The following is a 17,746-nucleotide window of genomic DNA, read 5'->3' on the forward strand; positions in this document are numbered from 1 at the left end:
ATTAGTGATCAAAAGCGAGTTGTAAATCATCGAGTGACAGATGCCATTTCTTGAGCATTCGGCTGAATACGGCTAGCTCAGCGTCGTTGATTTCTTGGTCTGATTTAGCCAAATCAAGCGAAAGTGCCGCAAGTTGCAGGCGTTTTTTAGGGTCGTCAACTGTTTCAAGCAGCTGGTCAATGCGTTCTTTGTCGACCAAATGTACGCTGCCGTTCTCATCAGCTTCGTCGCCGATGTCATTACAGTAGTCTTGAAGTACTTGAATAAAGCCTTTGCGGCTAATGCCCAATACATCGTAAACGTGCAAGTGCTCCAATTCATCGATTTCTTCGGGGTCAAAATTGCCGTCACAAATCATTTGTAACACGAGCAGGCGAGCCATTGCTTCGGGGCTATTTACTGGGTATTTTTTCATGTTGGTATCCCTTTATTGTTCTAATGCTGCACGCAAAGCGAGCGGCAAGCTGGTGATTTTTCGTTGTGGGTAATCGTAAGCCACTAGTGTTGTTTTTGCCTTAGCGATAGCTTGATTTTGGCTGCTAATATCATAGTAAAGTTCAAAGCTGGCACGGCTGATTTCTGCCGCACCTAAGCGAATTAACAACACATCACCATAAAATGCCTCATTTTCGAACACAATTGCGGCATCGGCCATGATGAGGCCTTTGCCATCAATATCCATCTCAGATGCAAATCCCAATTGAGCCAGCCATTGCAATCTAGTTTCATGCAGCATGGCCATCAGCGCATCATTGCTTAGATGTTGCCCGTAGTTGATGTCGCGTATCCGAATGGCTAATTCGGCGGTAAATAAGTCACAGGCGGGTAAATCAAGTACAACACGAGCCATAATTTAGTCTGAATTAGCAGATGCTGAAATAAGGTTTTTCTTGAGTGTATGCCGTTAATACCTTGAGCTGCAATAGCCGAACTATCAATCGGCCTGCTAGACTAAATAAATACCACGCGATGAGGAGCAGATCATGTACACCCGAATTTTAGTTCCGGTTGATCACAGTGATACCAGTCAGGCGGCATTGCAGGAGGCGACTCGATTGGCAGGCGAGCAGCATGCGATAGTGCGCTTAATTCATGTTATTGATTTGGCTCAGTTTGCATGGAGTGCGAATGAGTTTCTGGATGTGCCGCAGTTGCAAGCCTCACTCAAAGAGGGGGGCGAGAAATTGCTGGCCGAACGTGCCGCGCTTTTGCAAGAGAAAAATATCCAAGTTGAAACGGAGTTGTTAGAAATCTGGGGTGGACAAATTGCCCGCACCTTGGTGGATGATGCGGCAAAATGGCAGGCGCATTTACTCGTTATGGGGACGCACGGCTACGGTGGTTTAACTCATATGTTGCTTGGCAGTGTGGCCGAGGGAGTTATGCGGCATACCCATATTCCAGTTTTGTTGGTGAAAGCTAGTGCTTAGAAGCTGTTATTTAAAGGTTTAAATCCGCATGGCCATTCAAGTAATTAGCCCGTTGAATGTTAACGATCATCGTCGTGACATTGCGGGCTTAAAGTATGTGTATCCCGTGGTGTCGCGGCGAGCGGGTGGTGTATCAATTGGGATTAATCTCAACCCCAATAACGCATGTAATTGGCGTTGCGTGTATTGTCAGGTACCAGATTTGGTGCGGGGTCCGGCGCCAGAAACTGATTTACAGCAACTTGCTGCTGAGCTTGATGCATTGCTCGAACACATCGTGATCGGCGATTTTATGCAAACGGCTGTTCCTGCCGAAGTGCGGCGAATTAATGACATTGCTTTCTCTGGCAATGGTGAGCCAACCACATCAACGCAATTTGGAGCTGTGATTGATGTAGTCGCTGCGGCTCGCGCCAAGTATGCGCTGGACATTAAAACCGTATTAATTACGAATGGAAGTCAGCTTGATAAAATGGCAGTGCAAGTAGCTTTGCAGAAAATAGCTGCTATGGATGGCGAAGTATGGTTCAAAATTGATCGTGCACCCAAAGATGGCTTCGAGTTTGTAAATCAAATTACCCTCACGCGCACGCAGGTAGCGCGTCGCCTGGCTGTGTCTGCACGGGGCTGCCCAACCTGGATACAAACCTGTATGTTCGCCGTAGACGGTATCTTGCCAAGTGACACGGAGTTAAACGACTACGTTGCATTTTTAGCAGAACAGCTCGCGTCGGGCGTGCCGATTACTGGGGTTTTGCTGTATGGATTGGCAAGACCTTCATTGCAGAGTGAGGCACCGCGTTTGAGTGCGGCACCCGCAGAATGGATGACCGCACTCAAAATACGCTTGGAGCAGATTGGCTTGGCGGTCAAGCTGAGCGCTTAAAGTGCCGTTTCGGTTGATTTTTTGATCAAATCTTCTAGCAAATGGGGTTGCTGCTCACGCAGGTAGTTTAAGGCTTTGATTTCTTCCCGTTTTAAGGTTGCCAAATCAATTCCTTCAACATGAACCACCCGGAGCAGTTCACGTACTGGCTTGGGCATGGCTCTGCCACTTTCATAGCGTGATCCACCGCTTTGTGTGACGCCAATTTGGCTCCAGAATTCTTGCTGGTTTAATCCCAGTTGCTTGCGAATCTGCTTTGGATTCAATGTTTTGGTCATGGTTGTGCTCCTTAATGATGTGATCCAAGGACATCTATGCCGGCTCGATAAATGTTGATGTCATCATAAGAATTTTGGCCGTGCGAGACACGGCACTATTGCACGTCTACGGTGGTGAATATTGACATCCATCAGCAGGAACTAATTTAGCTCCTGCCGGATTAGAAGTCGCAGTGAGATTGTTGCGATAATCAAATGGTAGATTTGATTGGGGTATATTGCTGTAGCTATTGGTAGGTCTTTGTTGTAGGGCTATACCTTGGATTAGTGTGGGTGTATGGTTAAATCAACACGCTCTGCTGCTGCATCGTTTAACACACTCATCAAATCTGCAAATTGCGTGCCTGTCATTGCCTGCTTAGATTGCTCGCAACCATGCCACGTAATGCAAATTGGCCCTGCCAGATCAGTAGTCAGTACATCAAATAAAGCATCCAGATTACGCCCAAAGCCCCTATTCAGATTGGCTTGCTGGGTGAGTTGGTCGTAAAAATCATTCAAGTTGGAAATGTTGCGTAAGTGGATATGTAGGCCTACTGACATGCCGGAATCTCCGAAAAATTCTGATAGTGATCAACGGTGATAAAGCGTTTCCCACTCGGTTGAAAGACTAATCGCTTGGCGTTGCGCTTTTTGCCTTGATAATCCAAGTCAGCCTCATAATATTGCCCAGCTGGCAGCCTGCGTTCACGATTACCAAAGTGATCTCCGCCAATTGATTTTCCCGGCAATACACTCCAAAGACTGCTGCCCGGCTGCCAACCGGCAGCGTATGCTTGCTTTTTGGTGACAAATTTCTCCGGTAGGCGCTGATAATGGTTAAGGCTGTGCAAAATGCTCAATAGTTCTGGGGCGGACACTTGCTGTTGCTGAGCTACTTGCATTGCAACTTGCTCGCAACTTGGCGTATTTGCACTGGCATAAGCTAATAGTGGTACGCCCAAGAGTGTGAGCATCGTAATGAGGTGCTTAATTTTCATTATGCGATTTTCCTGTCAATGTTTGCCAATTATCCCGTGTGCAGAATGAAACGCAAGAACGATGTCCGTTCAGGCAATATCAGGCAGAACCCTAATGCATCAGTTGTCGCAAAGGGGCGAATCCGCTACTATCGGAGGTTTCCTGATTGTCCCAACTGGCGATCCCTGCTATGGCTAAAACCCTCTACGATAAACTTTGGCATTCGCACGTTATTCGCGAAGAAGCTGATGGCACTTGTCTGATTTATATTGACCGTCATTTGGTACACGAAGTGACGAGTCCTCAAGCCTTTGAAGGCTTGAAACTGGCCAATCGCCAGCCGTGGCGTAAATCATCCGTGGTAGCCACGGCTGATCACAATACGCCAACCAATGAGTGGGAAAAAGGGATTCAAGACCCGATTTCTCGCCTGCAGGTCGAAACCCTCGACGCGAATATTAAAGAATTTGGCGCTCTCGCTTATTTCCCATTTAAAGATCAGCGTCAAGGTATTGTGCACGTAGTTGGCCCAGAAAATGGCGCCACACTACCTGGTATGACGGTGGTTTGTGGTGATAGCCACACCTCAACGCACGGCGCTTTTGCTGCGCTGGCGCATGGTATTGGTACTTCTGAGGTTGAGCACGTACTAGCGACGCAAACACTGGTGGCGAAAAAATCCAAAGCCATGCTGGTGCGCGTGGACGGTAAGCTCGGCATGGGCGTGACCGCCAAAGACGTGGCGCTAGCGATTATTGGCAAAATCGGTACCGCTGGTGGTACTGGCTATGCGATTGAATTTGGTGGCGAAGCGATTCGCAGCTTGAGCATGGAAGGTCGGATGACCTTGTGCAATATGGCGATCGAAGGTGGCGCGCGTGCCGGTATGGTTGCTGTTGACGACAAGACCATTGAATACCTCAAAGGCCGTCCATTCTCGCCAAGCGCTGAGCAATGGGATGCCGCGGTAGCGAACTGGCGCGAGTTAGTTTCAGACGAAGGCGCAGTATTCGACGCCGTGGTTGAGCTGCGGGCTGAAGACATCGAGCCCCAAATCACTTGGGGTACATCACCTGAGCAAGTACTTGGCGTTTCTGGCAAAGTGCCAAATCCAGCCAATGAAACCGATCCAGTGAAAAAGGGTAGTTACGAGCGTGCGCTGCAGTACATGGGCCTGAATGCCGATACGCCACTGACCGAAATCGCGATTGATAAAGTCTTTATCGGCTCCTGTACTAATAGCCGGATCGAAGATTTGCGCGCCGCTGCCAGTGTGATCAAAGGTAAGAAAAAAGCAGCTAGTGTCAAATTAGTGCTGATCGTGCCCGGTTCAGGTTTGGTCAAAGCGCAAGCTGAAGCTGAAGGCTTGGATAAAATCTTTATCGAAGCGGGCTTTGAATGGCGTGAGCCAGGCTGTTCTATGTGTCTGGCGATGAACGCCGATCGTTTGGCGCCTGGTGAGCGTTGTGCCTCAACGTCAAACCGTAACTTTGAAGGTCGCCAAGGTCAAGGTGGTCGCACGCACTTGGTAAGCCCAGAAATGGCAGCCGCCGCGGCAATTGCAGGCCACTTTGTAGATGTTCGACACTTCGCCTAAGGAGCTATGGTGATGCTTAAATCATTCACTCTGTGCGTTCTGGTATTGGCATTAAGTGCCTGCAATACCGTGTCGGGTATTGGTAAAGATATTAAAAAGGGTGGCGAAGCCATCGAAAAGGCAGCGAAATGAAACCTTTTATCCAATTAGATGGTTTGGTCTGCGCGATGGATCGCGCCAATGTGGATACTGATGCGATTATTCCGAAACAGTTTCTAAAATCGATCAAGCGCTCCGGCTTTGGCCCCAATTTGTTTGATGAATGGCGCTATCTGGATCAAGGTGAGCCGGGTATGGATAACAGCCAGCGCCCGCTGAATCCTGATTTCGAACTCAATCTGCCGCGCAATCAAGGTGCGCAAGTGCTGTTAGCGCGCGATAACTTTGGCTGTGGTAGCTCGCGCGAGCATGCGCCGTGGGCGATCGAAGATTTCGGTTTCCGCGCGCTGATTGCGCCAAGCTTTGCCGATATTTTCTTTAATAATTGCTTCAAAAATGGCTTGTTGCCGATTGTGCAACCCGCTGCCGTGGTTGATCAGTTGTTTAATGAAGCCAAGGCTGAAGGTTATCGCCTCAATATCAATCTGGAAGCTCAAACTATTACTACGCCAAGCGGCGAGGTATTCAAGTTTGAAATTACCGAGCATCGTAAGCATTGTTTGCTCAATGGCTTGGATGAAATTGGTTTGACGCTGGCGCATCGCGATGAAATCGCCGCATTTGAAGCAAAACGCCAAGCCGAACAACCTTGGTTGTTTGCAAAATAAATAATTGAGTCCCTTTTTTGTAAAATGGGGCTCATTTTTTAGGCTTTATCAATATTATTCTTAGAATTTTGTCGTATCCTCTTACGGTCGAATTCATACTTTGGAAATTAAACCGATGATCCTGCATAAATTTAAAAATCAAAGCGATCTAGATCGTGCCGCAGCTGACCTAATTATCTCTATGGTGCGTTCAAAGCCCAATGCTATTTTGGGTATGGCAACAGGTGGCACCCCAATCGGTTTGTACAAAGAAATCGTTAAAACTTATCAAGCAGGTTTGGTGAGCTTTGCGCATGCTAAAACATTCAATTTGGATGAATACGTTGGCCTGCCAATCACACACCAAGAAAGCTATCGTAATTTCATGCAGCGCAATCTGTTTGATCACATCGATATCAAACGTGAAAACACGCACGTACCAGATGGCAACGCGGCTGACGTTGATGCAGAATGCCGCAACTACGACAAAATGATGTTTGAGCAAGGCCCAGTTGACTTGCAATTGCTCGGTATCGGCGGCAATGGTCACATCGGTTTTAATGAGCCGGATGAGCATTTGTCTCGCGGTACTTATAAAGTAACGCTGAAACAAGAGACTCGCGAAGCGAACAAGCGTTTCTTCAACCACATTGACGAAGTGCCAACGCATGCCGTGACCATGGGTATGGGCACAATTATGCAAGCGCGCGCTATTTTGTTGGTCGTGAAAGGTGCTGAGAAAGCTGAAATCTTGGATCGCACTTTGAATGGCCCAATCACCACGCAAGTACCAGCATCATTGCTGCAAACGCATCCACGCGTGATTGTGATGACTGACTGCGATGTAGACTACAAAGTATCGTTCTAAGCGAGTGTGCTAAGTAAAAAAGAGGGGCTTGCCCCTCTTTTTCTACGTTTATTTGCGGCAAAAATAACTGCGCTGGCTTTGGATTTCATCTGTGGGTATTGCCGTAGAGCTCATTATTTAATTGCTGTGTGGATGTATACCTAGTATATGACTGCAATCCATCATTAACCCGATAAAAACCACGAGATAAACATGAAAGTATTGATTTTGCCCGGCGATGGCATTGGCCCAGAAATTGTGGCGCAAGCTAAAAAAGTACTCGAAGTATTAAAAAATGACGGTTTAGCTTTGGAGTTGCAAGAGGCCCCATTGGGTGGCGCAGCTTATGACCAATACGGCGCGCCGTATCCAGAATTCACGCAAAAACTGGCGCGTGAAGCTGACGCGATTTTGCTCGGTGCTGTGGGCGGCCCGCAATACGACAAACTCGATCGTCCGCTGCGCCCAGAGCGCGGCCTATTGGCGATTCGTAAAGATTTAAATTTGTTTGCCAATCTGCGCCCTGCGATTTTGTACCCAGAATTGGCCAATGCCTCAACCCTGAAGCCAGAAGTGGTGTCGGGCTTGGATATCCTGATCGTGCGTGAATTGACCGGCGATATTTACTTCGGTCAGCCACGCGGCATTCGCACTAACGAAGCGGGCGAGCGCGAAGGCTTTAACACCATGTTATACGCCGAAAGCGAAATTCGCCGTATCGGGCATGTGGCTTTCCAAGCGGCGCAAAAGCGCGGCAAACGCCTGTGTTCCGTGGATAAAGCCAATGTGCTGGAAACCACTGAATTCTGGAAAGAGATCATGACCGATCTGGCTAAGGAATATCCGGATGTAGAGCTGAGCCACATGCTGGTGGATAACGCGGCGATGCAGCTGGTGAAAGCGCCGAAGCAGTTCGACGTAGTCGTGACCGGCAATATCTTTGGTGACATCTTGTCGGATGAGGCCTCAATGTTGACCGGCTCGATCGGCATGTTGCCAAGCGCCTCGCTCGACGCGAACAACAAAGGTCTGTACGAGCCAAGCCATGGCTCAGCGCCAGATATCGCCGGTAAAGACGTAGCCAACCCACTGGCCACGATTTTGTCAGTAGCCATGATGCTGCGTTACACCTTCAACAGTGAAGCGGCTGCACAGCGTGTAGAAAACGCGGTGAAGAAAGTGTTGGCGCAAGGTCTGCGTACTGCGGATATTTACGAAGCAGGTACAACCAAAGTGAGCTGCTCAGCCATGGGCGACGCCGTAGTCGCTGCCATGTAATTGCCGCACAGACCCAAAAAAAGAGCCGACAAGGCTCTTTTTTTTATGGGTGTGAAATCGGCTGCTATAAAGAAAACTTATCTACTCCAAGTGGTGCTGATCATGCGTATCAATCGCTTCATACTGGCTGTGAGCTGCTGCATCTGGGTGAATGCCGCGCAGGCGGAGCAGAAAACAGAGCAAATTACCCTGACACTGCAGGATTATCCCCCGTATATGGGTGAAAGTTTGCCGCATAAAGGGTTGCTGACACGCTTAGTTGTTGCTGCATTTGAGCAAAAAGATATTGCGGTCAAGTTGGAATCGGTTCCCAATAAGCGCGCGATCGACGGTGTTCGCCAAGGTATTTACCAGGGGGGCTTTGGCTGGGCCAAAAATGCCGAGCGTGAAAAAGATCTCATTTATTCCGACCCAGTATTGTCCTTGAGCATGGTGTTTTGCCAGCAAAAAGGGCGTGAAATCAAGTGGAAAAAACTTGAAGATTTGGCCTCTTACAAAATCGGGGTTACCGCAGGCAATTTTTATTCAGACGACTTTGATAAGCTGAGTAAATCGGGCTTGTTGCAGGTGGATGTCAGCAATAGCGATGTGAGTAATTTTAAAAAATTGAGTGCGGGCTACATTGATCTGTTACCTATTGATATTGAAGTAGGGCCGTATGTCATTGCAAAAAATCTAACGGCAGCAGACCAGAATAAAATAGTGTGCCAATCACAAGCTTATTGGAGTGCGCCACTGCATGTGGTGTTTGACCGTAAAAACCCCAATTCGCCGCGTTGGGCTAAAACGTTTAACGATGGGCTGCGTATTTTGTCCGATACCGGTCTAGCCAGCAAAATGCTGGAAGCTACACGGCGCGAAATCAATCGATCAAATTAGCCCGTTTTGTTCGCTGCTCGTGTTATCGGGCACAAGCGGGTAAAATACGACTTTAAACCGCATCGGCGTAAGCTGGTGCGGTTGTTTTTATTTATACCTGGAGTGAGTATATGTCTAAAGCTATTTCTGTTGCGCTAGTTGGTGCAGATACCCCCGCAGCTCAAACCGTGTTAGATGTATTGGGTGAGTTACCCATCGCTTTAGAGGCGCTCTATCCACTGTCGGATGACGAAGAAGCCGGTACGGTTGAGCTGCGCGAGCATGTTTTGCCGGTACTGGAAGTTGATCTGTTTGACTGGAAATCAGTCGAAGCCGCGGTGTTTGTCGGCTCGCCAGAGCTGGCCACCCAATATGCAGCTCAAGCGGCACAAGCGGGTGTGGCGGTGATTGACCTGACTGGCGCGACTCAGTCAAAAGTAGGTAAACCGCAGGCAGGGCAAATTGTGAGTCTGCCGCATGTGTTGACCTCGATGATTTCGGCCACGGTAGCGGCGTTAAAATCATTGTCTGAGCTGAATTTTGTCGCCGCAACCGCGATGGTATCGGTGTCCGAAGATGGCAAGTCAGCGATTGAAGCGTTGTCGATGCAAACTCGCCAGTTGTTTGCGCAGCAAGAAGTGGAGCTGGCTGGCTATCCAAAACGGCTGGCGTTTAATGTTTTGCCAACCGCCGCGCGTGGTGAAGAAGCGCGTATTCATGCAGAGCTCGCCGCTGCTGGTCATGCCATCAACAGCTTAACCGTGAGCCGAGTACCGGTGTTTTTTGGCCATGCCGTGAGCTTGAGCGTGCAGTTTAAATCGGCACAAACCTTGGCGGCCGTAGAAAGCGCCATTCAGGCTGCGCCCGCTTTGTATTTCTTGCAAGGCAGCGGCGCGGCTGGCATTGCCACCCCACAGGATGCAATTGGTGGTGACAAAATTTGGGCCAATCAATTGCAATTGTCAGAAGATGGCCGCACTGCGACGGTATGGCTGGTGGCTGATAATGCCCGTTTGCCTGCGCGCGCTGCCGCGCTATTGCTGGCGCTGGTATAACTGGCTGAGCCTGCTTTCAGGTAAATCGCTTAGCTAATAAAAAAGCCCCATGCATGATGGGGCTTTTTTACTGCTGAAGAATACTTATGCGCTCTGTTGCTCAAGGGTATAGCGCGCACCGCTATCTAGCCCAAGGTGTTTGACCAGATACGGCATGATGGTATCTAGCTCGCTGGCTAGAGTCCACGGTGGATTAAACACAAACATGCCCGAGCCGTGCATGCCAAAACCATCCAAGCTAGGTGATTGCACTGTCAGGCTAACGTGCAGCCAACCTTTGCACGGGATTTTCTTTAATTTATCGAGCATTTCTTTGACTTCCACCCGTGCCAGTTGCGGATACCAAATCGCATAAACACCCGTGGCAAAGCGCTCAAGCGCCAGCTTCATCGTATCAACGACGCGTACATAATCGTGTTTATCTTCATACGGTGGATCAATCAGCATCAGTGAGCGGCGTGGTGGTGGTGGCAGTACACCTTTGATGCTGGCAAAGCCGTCGGCATGAATGACCTGAGCGCGTTTGCCAACCGAGGCAAAGTTATCGGCCAGCAATTTAGCGTCACTGGTGTGCAATTCAAACAGGCGCAATTTATCGTCAAAGCGCTGCAGCCCTTGCGCCACAAAGGGCGAGCCGGGGTAAAACATCAAATGATCTTGCCCGGCGTTGAGTGTTTTGACTAATTGGACGTATTTTTCCAATCCCGTTGGTAAATCATTGCGTTGCCAGATGCGGGCGATGCCGGTTTCAAACTCGGCATTTTTGGTGGCATAGCCTTCCGTGAGTGAATACACGCCAGCACCAGCGTGTGTATCGATATACCACCAAGGTTTTTCTTTTTGATTGAGGTAATCGAGCAGTAGCACTTCAACGGCGTGTTTAAGGACATCGGCGTGATTGCCGGCGTGAAAGGCATGGCGGTAACTGAGCATGGTTGATTCTCTGACACAATCTGGCCATTGTACCGCCAAACTGTGCTGTGCTTCTATGCGCATACGAGGCCACAATTTAGCTGATCACCCATTTGAGGCTGATGCATCGACGCATAAGTGTCGTTTTGTTGCTTGAGTGAGCCGTGTTTTGCGAAAAGCCACCACAAATTGATTAAGATGAAGTGATCTTCATCACCATGTCACATGCAGCGGGGTAGTAATGGTTTGGGTTTTGGCCTTGTTAGTTGCCATTTGCGTCGCCTTGCTCATTTATGCGTGGCGGGCGCGGCGTTTGCGCCAACGCTATCAAGCGCTGGTCGACAGCATCCCAGATTTGGCATGGGCTAAGGATGTTGATGGGCGCTTTGTGGTCGTTAACCGTGCTTTTTGTGATATTTGGCAAATCTCCGATCCTAAGCGCTTGCTGGGAAAAGATGATTTTTATTTGTCGCCTCCCCATCTGGCCGAGCGTTATAAAGCGGACGATCGCAAAATTGTTGAGTCTGGTGAGGCTATTCGGGTTGAGCATCCATTTGAGCATGTGATTGATGGTCAGCGCTGGATGGAGTTGATTAAAGTGCCGGTTCGTGAGGGCCGGCACATTATTGGTACCGCAGGCATTGCTCGTGATATTAGCGAACGCAAGCAGGCGCAAGAGCAGCTACAGTGGTTGGCCTGGCATGACCCGCTGACGCAATTATTTAACCGCAGTTATCTAGAGCAGCAACTGGCGCAAAAAATTACAGCCGGTGTTGAGTTTGTCTTGTGGTTGATTGATCTGGACCATTTCAAACGCATTAACGATGCACTGGGGCATGCAGCAGGCGATACTGCATTGGTACAAGTGGCGCAGCGCTTGCACTCGCTTAGCGAGCAGGTATTTCGCCTTGGTGGTGATGAGTTTGTGCTGTTGGCGCCACAAACCGATGTGGCGCGGATTGACGACCATTTATTATTTTTCTTGGCGCAATCAATTCAAATTGAAGAGCTGGATTTTCAGCTGGGTTTTACCGCGGGCAGGGTGCAGTTCCCGCAAGATGGCCAGACCGCTGGGCAGTTACTAAAGCATGCCGATATTGCGCTCTATCGTGGTAAAGCAGAAGGGCGAGGGCAGATTAGTGTATTTCAGCCCGCGATGGCTAAATATGCAGTATTGCAATTGGCGCTGGAGCGCGAATTGCGCCAAGCCCTTGCTTTGCAGGAGTTCCGTTTGGTGTACCAGCCACAGATTCGCTTACACGATACCCAACTAATCGGGTTTGAAGCCTTGATCCGCTGGTATCAACCGCAACGCGGCGAAGTGAGTCCGATCGACTTTATTCCATTTGCCGAACAAACCGGCATTATTGCTGCAATTGGCGATTGGGCGTTGGATGAAGCGATGGCGCAAGTTCAAGCATGGGCCAGCGCCGGCTTACCAGTGGTGCCCATTGCCGTGAATGTATCGGCATTACAATTATCGCAATTAGATTTTGCCGACTCGGTGATTCGCCGTATACGCCGCTTACCGATATTTTTGCAGGACAAAATTGTACTGGAATTGACCGAATCAACTCTGATGCAGGCTCAATCTTTGCAGTCATTGCAGGTTTTAACCCAAGCAGGTATTGCGGTACATATGGATGATTTTGGTACGGGTTACTCAAATCTGGCATTGTTGTCGCGCATGTCATTGTCAAAGCTGAAGTTTGATCGCAGCTTGATTCAAAACATTCCCGACAATCATGCCCATCAACAGGTTTGCCGGGCTTTACTCGATTTGGCTCGCGCCCTACACCTGGAAGTGGTCGCTGAAGGTGTAGAAACCATGGCGGAGGCACAGTGGCTTAATGCACAAGGTGTTCAATATGCACAGGGCTATTGGTTTAGTCATCCCCTGGAGAAAGAGCAGGCTCAGCGATTGTTGGTGTAGGGTATCTGCTGCTATATATTTTCTATACTAGATTTTGTAGTCATACCTGGCTGGGTATCTTTTGATTTAAGCCATTTGAGATCAGACTGCACAAAGCTGCGCCCAAAAGAACGCACGCAGTAGTACACCCAATTTGCAAGCACAACATTCATGCCGTCTGCGATACAAAGGTTGCGTAGAATTTGATCGGCCTGCTTGCGATAACTATCTGGCAATTTCCCTTCGCGCATGAGTTGGTACAAGGCATCATGTACCAAGGATGCTCGCATTACCGACGGTAAATCCGGCATCGGGCCACTGGCGCCATCCCAAGCGTAGTGCTGTGCCAGTTGCAAGCTGCCAGATTGGGTCAGGTTAATAAATCGGGTTCGTATTTCCTGCTCAAGAACGAGGGGCAACTGAATTTCACAGTATTGAGCCAGTACATACTTATAATTGCGACGTTTTTTATAAGCGATACGCATCTGACTAGGCCGCACTTTTATCTGCGATGGCTTCATGCCAATAGTTGATATTGCTTTCGGTAATCGCCTGATAATCATTGATTAGCGCTTGTAAGGCGGGCTCCTCAATCGACTGCAAATCTGCCGTGAGATACACCAAGCGGTCACGCAGCGCTTTTAGGCGCAGGTGAGTTGCATTATTGCGCATCCAGTATTCTTCAATGTTCAAAAAGCTGGCGATCCCACCCAGCAAGGTCATGATTGCCCCCAAAACCAGCGCGATATTTTTTGCATAGGGTAGTAGTGTTGCTGCATCGAGCCCCAGTACGACCGTAGAGGCGGCAGCAAGGCTGAGCATCGAAAACTTCAAGCTGTAGGTGGTGCGCTTTAAGCTGCGACTTTTGCGTTCCGCATAATGTTGATGCCGAATTATTTTTGACAACAAAAACCTCACCCGTACATCGGGATGCTGTTGCTGGATATTGTTGGTGATATCGCGATCCATGGCCGGTATGCATTAGGGAAACCCGCATCATACCAGTCTCTGCAATTGATGGACGGTTACAGATGGCGTGCGTATCATGCTTGCAACTTGTAAGTTTTTGGGCCGCTTTATGAAATATCTGCAGCAGTTATCGCTACAAATTGCACTTTGTCTGGCTTTAGTTGGGCCGAGTGGTGCCATTGAATTGCCACCATTACTTGATTCTTCTGTTCGGCATGGTGAACTGGCAAATGGTGTGCGCTACTTTATTGTTCACGCGAAAGAGCCTGCTGATAAAGTGGAAGTGCAATTACTGGTCAATGTAGGTTCATTAAGTGAAACCGATCAGGAGCAAGGGTTTGCCCATTTGCTGGAGCACATGGCATTTCGCCGCACGAAAAACTTTGGCCAAGGGCAGGTCAAAGCATTTGTTGAGAGTGAGGGCATGCGCATTGGCCATGATACCAATGCGTTTACCAATCATGAAACGACGATTTATAAATTGTCGGTAGCAAGTGCTCAGGCTAATAAAGCAATTAATTTGCTATCGGATTGGGCAAGTGGGGAAATTCAATTTGATGCCACCGAGTTGGCTGCCGAAAAAAAAGTGGTACTAGATGAAGGGCGGTATCGCGCAGCAAGCACCGATTTTTATGCTGAACTAATGCAGAAGATGTATCCCGCTAGCCGGTATGCTCAGTGGCTACCGATAGGTGAAGTCAAAGTCATCGAGCAAGTCAGTACGGAGCAAATTCAAGCCTTTTACCTGCGGGAATATCAAGCGCAGCGCATGACCGTAATGATTGCCGGTGATGTCGATGTTGATGCAGTCGAGAGTCAGATTAAAACGCGCTTTGCTGGTGCGAAAAAAGGTGAGGCGGCGCGTGAGTATCCTGTTCCAAGAAGTGATCAGGGCTTGCGATTATTTAGTCATCGGAATGTCGAATGGTTAGCGCAGCCAATTGTGCGCTGGACGTGGCTGCAGCCTGTGCAGTCAGTGGCCAATCTTGATGCGGCGATGGGTAATTTTCGCCACGAAATGTTGGCGATTTTGCTGCAGCAGCGCTTGCTTTCACAATCGAAAAAACCTGACAGTACCTTGATGCAGAGCTCTGCTCAGTTTCAACTGGCAGCTCCGTTAGTGCCAGCTCGACATGGTGAGCTCAGTGTAGAGGCTTTTGCCAAAGGCAATCAGCTCAAAGAGGCTTTGCGCGAGCTGTATCGAGAGTTGGAGCGCGCACAGCGCTTTGGTTTTACTGAGGCCGAAATCAAAGCTGCGTTTGAGTTGCGGCAGTCGCTGGCCCCGGATCAATTGACTAATGTGCAGTGGACCAGTCAGATGCTGCAGCATGTGCGCTATGGTGATGCATTACGCTTGCCCTATGAATCGGCATACCTTAGACGTCAGTTCAATGCAGCTACCAAGCCTGCTGACTACCAGCAATTATTGCAAACCTTGCTCAAAGACCCTAATCAGCTGGCCTATATGCTGCTGCCTAAGCAGCTAAGCTCATTTTCATTGTTGACCGAACAATCGGTGAAATCGATGGTTGCCGAGGTGCAGGCCGAGAAGCTGGAGCCTCAGTCGGAAGTGGTGGTAAAGGCACTGGTGGCCAACCCGCCAAGCGAAGGCAAAATTATCAAGCGTGAGCCCGATCAGGCCACTGGTGGGCGGTTGCTGACTTTAAGTAATGGAATTGAAGTACTTACCGTGCCAGGGCAGACCAATCGCGTGGGGTTTGCGGCAATTGCCAAAGGTGGCCTGCTGGCGCTGGACCGCAAGTTGTGGCCAGCTGGGCGAGTTGCCAATCAGTATTTATTGCGGGCTGGCTTGGGTGATCTGACCTTTAATGAGGTCAATCAGGCGTTGCAGAGCAAGGGCACGGTATTTATGCCGCTGGTCAATATTGATCAATTTGCTTGGTTAGGTGAAGCGCCAAGCGTTCAGCTAGAAACGCTATTGCAAATGCAATATCTGGCTTTTACCTCGCGCCGCCAAGACGATGCAGAGCGTAAAATCAGTAGCGACTTGTATTTTCAAAATGTAATGGTCAGTAGCATCGGTTTGGTTGACTACCTTAATGCGCGCCGCTACGGCGAGAATTGGCCGCTGCCACAATATTGGCGGAAGAATGATGTGGATGCCGATCTAAAGCAACTCAATGAAGTGCGAGAAATCTGGCTTAAGAACCCAGCCCAATTTCGCTTTGTGCTCACTGGTATTGACAACCATAGCCAATATCATGAGCAGTTGATCGAGCGTTACATTGGTGGCTTGCCCACCCAGCCACAGACGCCAGTCACATTGCCGCACCTAGGTATGGTGACGCCAGCCGCGTTCACTCAGCCAGTGAATGAGCTGAAAGGCGCGGTGCGGGTGATGCAGGTGAGTGTGCAAGTGCCACCATCCAGTGAAAGTGCGGTGTTGACCGATGCATTAGCTGAGCTAGTGCGCTTGCGTTTAAATGCAGCATTGCGCGAATCAGCTGGCGAAACTTATAGCGTCAATGTCTGGACGTCATTTACCGAGTCGCAAGGTGCGCTAATTAATGTGCTGTTTCAAAATGACACGGCCAAATGCAGTGATACTGAGAAAATCGTTGAGACTGAACTACGCCGCTTACTGAGTGAAGCAGCCAGCGAGAAAGAGCTGCAAGCGGTGCGTGATAAAATCACCAAAACGGTGATCGAGTTGCCGCAAAGACCGATGTTATACGCTAATTTGCTGGCCACGCACCGTTGGCTTAATCAAGATAAACCACTAGCCAAGTTGCCTGATTTAGCCGAATACACGCCAGATATGTTGTTTAAATATACCCAAGCTTGGTTAGCACCGGGTAATTGGACTAGCGGCGTCTTTAACTGTCGCAATGAGATTGACTTTAGCAAGCTCAAATCGCCTGCGATGGCTCAGTAGTAATATGCAGTTATCTGATTGCAGTAAAAAAGGCGACTCAAAAGAGTCGCCTTTTTTTCGCCAGACAATTATTGGTAACTTAATTCGCCTGCCTTACCCCAGAACACCCGATACGAGTAAATCGTGTAACCAATAATGGTCGGTAGCACCAGCGCCGCGCCAAAGAACATGATTTTTAATGCCTCGGTGCTGCTCGCGGCTTGCCAGATGGTGAGCTGGTCGATCACCAAGTGCGGGAAAATGCTGTACACCAAGCCAAAAAACGACAACAGTACAATCCCGACGGTCGCGGCAAAGGGTATCCAGCAGAAATTATCGTTGCCATTGCGCTGGCGTTGCGCGAGTTTTGGCAGCGAATAGGCGATCACGACAAATAGCGCGGCGCTCATGATCGGTACGGGTGCAAGCAGGAAAACATTCGGCAGTGAAAACCACAAATCAAACACGCGTGGGCTAATCCATGGTGTGGCGATCGACACCAAGACTGCCGCTACGGCGGCGAACCACACGCTGCGCTGCGCCCATACGACGGCGCGTTGTTGCAAGGCGCCGGTTGATTTCATGATCAGCCAGCTCGCGCCAATCAGCGCATAGGCGGCAACCAGACTGACACCAACCAATAGTGCAAAGCCCCACGCGCCCCAGCCGGGGTCAAAGCCGGTGAGGTAGCGGCCCAGCATCACGCCTTGTGATACGGTGGCGAGTAATGAGCCGACAAAAAAGAGTCGATTCCACAGCGGCTGGTGATGCGCTTGTGCTTTCACGCGAAAATCAAACGCCACTCCGCGCAAAATCAGCCCCAGCAGCATCAGCGCCACGGGCAGATACAGCGCAGTGAGAATCACGCCATGCGCCATCGGGAAGGCGACCAGCAGCAGGCCCACGCCTAAGACCAACCACGTTTCATTGGCATCCCAAAATGGGCCAATCGCGGCGATCATTTTGTCTTTTTCTTGGGTCTTGCTTTCAAACTCAAGCAAGATGCCGACACCAAGGTCATACCCATCGAGAATGACATAGGCGAACATCGAAATGACCATTAAGGCCGCAAAAATGACCGGTAGCCAGTAAGCCAAGTCCATAATAAATCTCCTGCAAAAACCGCCGCTGACGGTCATCAGC

General features: G+C 49.4%; 20 protein-coding genes. 11 read left to right on the top strand and 9 right to left on the bottom strand.

Annotation, left to right across the window (positions count from 1 at the left end):
* Position 1 precedes the first annotated feature (1 nt).
* Positions 2-415, bottom strand: coding sequence for a tellurite resistance TerB family protein (locus tag HZU75_RS15425; RefSeq protein WP_180306875.1), 414 nt, complete (start codon positions 413-415; stop codon positions 2-4).
* Positions 416-427: 12 nt separating this feature from the next.
* A complete protein-coding gene (locus HZU75_RS15430; RefSeq protein WP_180306876.1) occupies positions 428-850 on the bottom strand; it encodes an acyl-CoA thioesterase in 423 nt (140 codons plus the stop codon).
* 133 nt (positions 851-983) lie between these two features.
* Between HZU75_RS15430 and HZU75_RS15435 the strand changes: the two genes are divergently transcribed.
* Complete coding sequence (locus tag HZU75_RS15435) at positions 984-1,430, top strand: universal stress protein (protein WP_180306877.1); 447 nt, start codon at positions 984-986, stop codon at positions 1,428-1,430.
* Between the two features lie 28 nt (positions 1,431-1,458).
* Positions 1,459-2,316, top strand: a complete 858-nt coding sequence (locus HZU75_RS15440; RefSeq protein ID WP_180306878.1) for a radical SAM protein — start codon at positions 1,459-1,461, stop codon at positions 2,314-2,316.
* Here HZU75_RS15440 and HZU75_RS15445 read toward each other — a convergent pair.
* From HZU75_RS15445 to HZU75_RS15455, 3 genes are all read right to left on the bottom strand, one after another.
* Positions 2,313-2,594 (bottom strand): helix-turn-helix domain-containing protein, encoded by a 282-nt coding sequence (locus HZU75_RS15445; protein WP_180306879.1) that lies wholly within the window; start codon positions 2,592-2,594, stop codon positions 2,313-2,315. The genes HZU75_RS15440 and HZU75_RS15445 overlap by 4 nt on opposite strands.
* A 264-nt stretch (positions 2,595-2,858) precedes the next feature.
* Positions 2,859-3,137, bottom strand: a complete 279-nt coding sequence (locus HZU75_RS15450; RefSeq protein ID WP_180306880.1) for a barstar family protein — start codon at positions 3,135-3,137, stop codon at positions 2,859-2,861.
* Positions 3,128-3,574, bottom strand: a complete 447-nt coding sequence (locus HZU75_RS15455) for a ribonuclease domain-containing protein (RefSeq protein WP_180306881.1) — start codon at positions 3,572-3,574, stop codon at positions 3,128-3,130. The genes HZU75_RS15450 and HZU75_RS15455 overlap by 10 nt, the downstream gene beginning before the upstream one ends.
* Positions 3,575-3,744: 170 nt before the next feature.
* On the opposite strand from HZU75_RS15455, the gene leuC reads away from it, so the two are divergent.
* The 7 genes from leuC to HZU75_RS15490 all read left to right on the top strand — a co-directional run bounded on the left by leuC (position 3,745) and on the right by HZU75_RS15490 (position 9,935).
* On the top strand, positions 3,745-5,151 hold the full coding sequence (leuC, locus tag HZU75_RS15460) for a 3-isopropylmalate dehydratase large subunit (protein WP_180306882.1): 1,407 nt from the start codon (positions 3,745-3,747) through the stop codon (positions 5,149-5,151).
* Between the two features lie 12 nt (positions 5,152-5,163).
* Positions 5,164-5,283, top strand: coding sequence for an entericidin A/B family lipoprotein (locus tag HZU75_RS15465; protein ID WP_180306883.1), 120 nt, complete (start codon positions 5,164-5,166; stop codon positions 5,281-5,283).
* Complete coding sequence (leuD, locus tag HZU75_RS15470; protein ID WP_180306884.1) at positions 5,280-5,918, top strand: 3-isopropylmalate dehydratase small subunit; 639 nt, start codon at positions 5,280-5,282, stop codon at positions 5,916-5,918. Before HZU75_RS15465 ends, leuD begins: the two co-directional genes overlap by 4 nt.
* 115 nt (positions 5,919-6,033) lie before the next feature.
* Entirely contained in the window at positions 6,034-6,765 is a 732-nt protein-coding gene (gene nagB / locus HZU75_RS15475) for a glucosamine-6-phosphate deaminase (RefSeq protein WP_180306885.1), read from the top strand.
* A 192-nt stretch (positions 6,766-6,957) separates the two neighbouring features.
* Positions 6,958-8,022, top strand: coding sequence for a 3-isopropylmalate dehydrogenase (gene leuB, locus HZU75_RS15480; RefSeq protein WP_373279618.1), 1,065 nt, complete (start codon positions 6,958-6,960; stop codon positions 8,020-8,022).
* 102 nt (positions 8,023-8,124) lie between these two features.
* Positions 8,125-8,901 (top strand): substrate-binding periplasmic protein, encoded by a 777-nt coding sequence (locus tag HZU75_RS15485; RefSeq protein WP_180306886.1) that lies wholly within the window; start codon positions 8,125-8,127, stop codon positions 8,899-8,901.
* A gap of 110 nt (positions 8,902-9,011) precedes the next feature.
* A complete protein-coding gene (locus HZU75_RS15490) occupies positions 9,012-9,935 on the top strand; it encodes an Asd/ArgC dimerization domain-containing protein (protein ID WP_180306887.1) in 924 nt (307 codons plus the stop codon).
* 84 nt (positions 9,936-10,019) lie between these two features.
* On the opposite strand, the gene HZU75_RS15495 is transcribed toward HZU75_RS15490, so the two are convergent.
* A complete protein-coding gene (locus HZU75_RS15495) occupies positions 10,020-10,868 on the bottom strand; it encodes a 23S rRNA (adenine(2030)-N(6))-methyltransferase RlmJ (RefSeq protein WP_180306888.1) in 849 nt (282 codons plus the stop codon).
* A 220-nt stretch (positions 10,869-11,088) separates the two neighbouring features.
* Between HZU75_RS15495 and HZU75_RS15500 the strand changes: the two genes are divergently transcribed.
* Positions 11,089-12,780, top strand: a complete 1,692-nt coding sequence (locus HZU75_RS15500) for a putative bifunctional diguanylate cyclase/phosphodiesterase (RefSeq protein WP_180306889.1) — start codon at positions 11,089-11,091, stop codon at positions 12,778-12,780.
* A gap of 11 nt (positions 12,781-12,791) precedes the next feature.
* On the opposite strand, the gene HZU75_RS15505 is transcribed toward HZU75_RS15500, so the two are convergent.
* Complete coding sequence (locus HZU75_RS15505; RefSeq protein WP_180306890.1) at positions 12,792-13,244, bottom strand: DUF1353 domain-containing protein; 453 nt, start codon at positions 13,242-13,244, stop codon at positions 12,792-12,794.
* A 4-nt stretch (positions 13,245-13,248) separates the two neighbouring features.
* Entirely contained in the window at positions 13,249-13,728 is a 480-nt protein-coding gene (locus HZU75_RS15510) for a DUF4231 domain-containing protein (protein ID WP_180306891.1), read from the bottom strand.
* Between the two features lie 109 nt (positions 13,729-13,837).
* Between HZU75_RS15510 and HZU75_RS15515 the strand changes: the two genes are divergently transcribed.
* Positions 13,838-16,624 carry a M16 family metallopeptidase gene (locus tag HZU75_RS15515; RefSeq protein ID WP_180306892.1) on the top strand — a complete coding sequence of 929 codons (2,787 nt, stop codon included), beginning with the start codon at positions 13,838-13,840 and terminating at the stop codon, positions 16,622-16,624.
* A gap of 68 nt (positions 16,625-16,692) precedes the next feature.
* Here HZU75_RS15515 and HZU75_RS15520 read toward each other — a convergent pair whose 3' ends face one another.
* Positions 16,693-17,706: a cytochrome d ubiquinol oxidase subunit II gene (locus HZU75_RS15520; RefSeq protein WP_180306893.1), complete on the bottom strand. Its 1,014-nt coding sequence runs from the start codon at positions 17,704-17,706 to the stop codon at positions 16,693-16,695.
* Positions 17,707-17,746: the final 40 nt, after the last annotated feature.

Source organism: Chitinibacter fontanus (assembly GCF_013423785.1).
GTDB lineage: Bacteria > Pseudomonadota > Gammaproteobacteria > Burkholderiales > Chitinibacteraceae > Chitinibacter > Chitinibacter fontanus.

Excerpts from the sequence above, each read along its gene's own strand:
- HZU75_RS15425 (WP_180306875.1), bottom strand. The coding sequence starts at position 415 with ATGAAAAAATACCCAGTAAATAGCCCCGAAGCAATGGCTCGCCTGCTC.
- HZU75_RS15430 (WP_180306876.1), bottom strand. The coding sequence starts at position 850 with ATGGCTCGTGTTGTACTTGATTTACCCGCCTGTGACTTATTTACCGCC.
- HZU75_RS15435 (WP_180306877.1), top strand. The coding sequence starts at position 984 with ATGTACACCCGAATTTTAGTTCCGGTTGATCACAGTGATACCAGTCAG.
- HZU75_RS15440 (WP_180306878.1), top strand. The coding sequence starts at position 1,459 with ATGGCCATTCAAGTAATTAGCCCGTTGAATGTTAACGATCATCGTCGT.
- HZU75_RS15445 (WP_180306879.1), bottom strand. The coding sequence starts at position 2,594 with ATGACCAAAACATTGAATCCAAAGCAGATTCGCAAGCAACTGGGATTA.
- HZU75_RS15450 (WP_180306880.1), bottom strand. The coding sequence starts at position 3,137 with ATGTCAGTAGGCCTACATATCCACTTACGCAACATTTCCAACTTGAAT.
- HZU75_RS15455 (WP_180306881.1), bottom strand. The coding sequence starts at position 3,574 with ATGAAAATTAAGCACCTCATTACGATGCTCACACTCTTGGGCGTACCA.
- leuC (WP_180306882.1), top strand. The coding sequence starts at position 3,745 with ATGGCTAAAACCCTCTACGATAAACTTTGGCATTCGCACGTTATTCGC.
- HZU75_RS15465 (WP_180306883.1), top strand. The coding sequence starts at position 5,164 with ATGCTTAAATCATTCACTCTGTGCGTTCTGGTATTGGCATTAAGTGCC.
- leuD (WP_180306884.1), top strand. The coding sequence starts at position 5,280 with ATGAAACCTTTTATCCAATTAGATGGTTTGGTCTGCGCGATGGATCGC.
- nagB (WP_180306885.1), top strand. The coding sequence starts at position 6,034 with ATGATCCTGCATAAATTTAAAAATCAAAGCGATCTAGATCGTGCCGCA.
- leuB (WP_373279618.1), top strand. The coding sequence starts at position 6,958 with ATGAAAGTATTGATTTTGCCCGGCGATGGCATTGGCCCAGAAATTGTG.
- HZU75_RS15485 (WP_180306886.1), top strand. The coding sequence starts at position 8,125 with ATGCGTATCAATCGCTTCATACTGGCTGTGAGCTGCTGCATCTGGGTG.
- HZU75_RS15490 (WP_180306887.1), top strand. The coding sequence starts at position 9,012 with ATGTCTAAAGCTATTTCTGTTGCGCTAGTTGGTGCAGATACCCCCGCA.
- HZU75_RS15495 (WP_180306888.1), bottom strand. The coding sequence starts at position 10,868 with ATGCTCAGTTACCGCCATGCCTTTCACGCCGGCAATCACGCCGATGTC.
- HZU75_RS15500 (WP_180306889.1), top strand. The coding sequence starts at position 11,089 with ATGGTTTGGGTTTTGGCCTTGTTAGTTGCCATTTGCGTCGCCTTGCTC.
- HZU75_RS15505 (WP_180306890.1), bottom strand. The coding sequence starts at position 13,244 with ATGCGTATCGCTTATAAAAAACGTCGCAATTATAAGTATGTACTGGCT.
- HZU75_RS15510 (WP_180306891.1), bottom strand. The coding sequence starts at position 13,728 with ATGGATCGCGATATCACCAACAATATCCAGCAACAGCATCCCGATGTA.
- HZU75_RS15515 (WP_180306892.1), top strand. The coding sequence starts at position 13,838 with ATGAAATATCTGCAGCAGTTATCGCTACAAATTGCACTTTGTCTGGCT.
- HZU75_RS15520 (WP_180306893.1), bottom strand. The coding sequence starts at position 17,706 with ATGGACTTGGCTTACTGGCTACCGGTCATTTTTGCGGCCTTAATGGTC.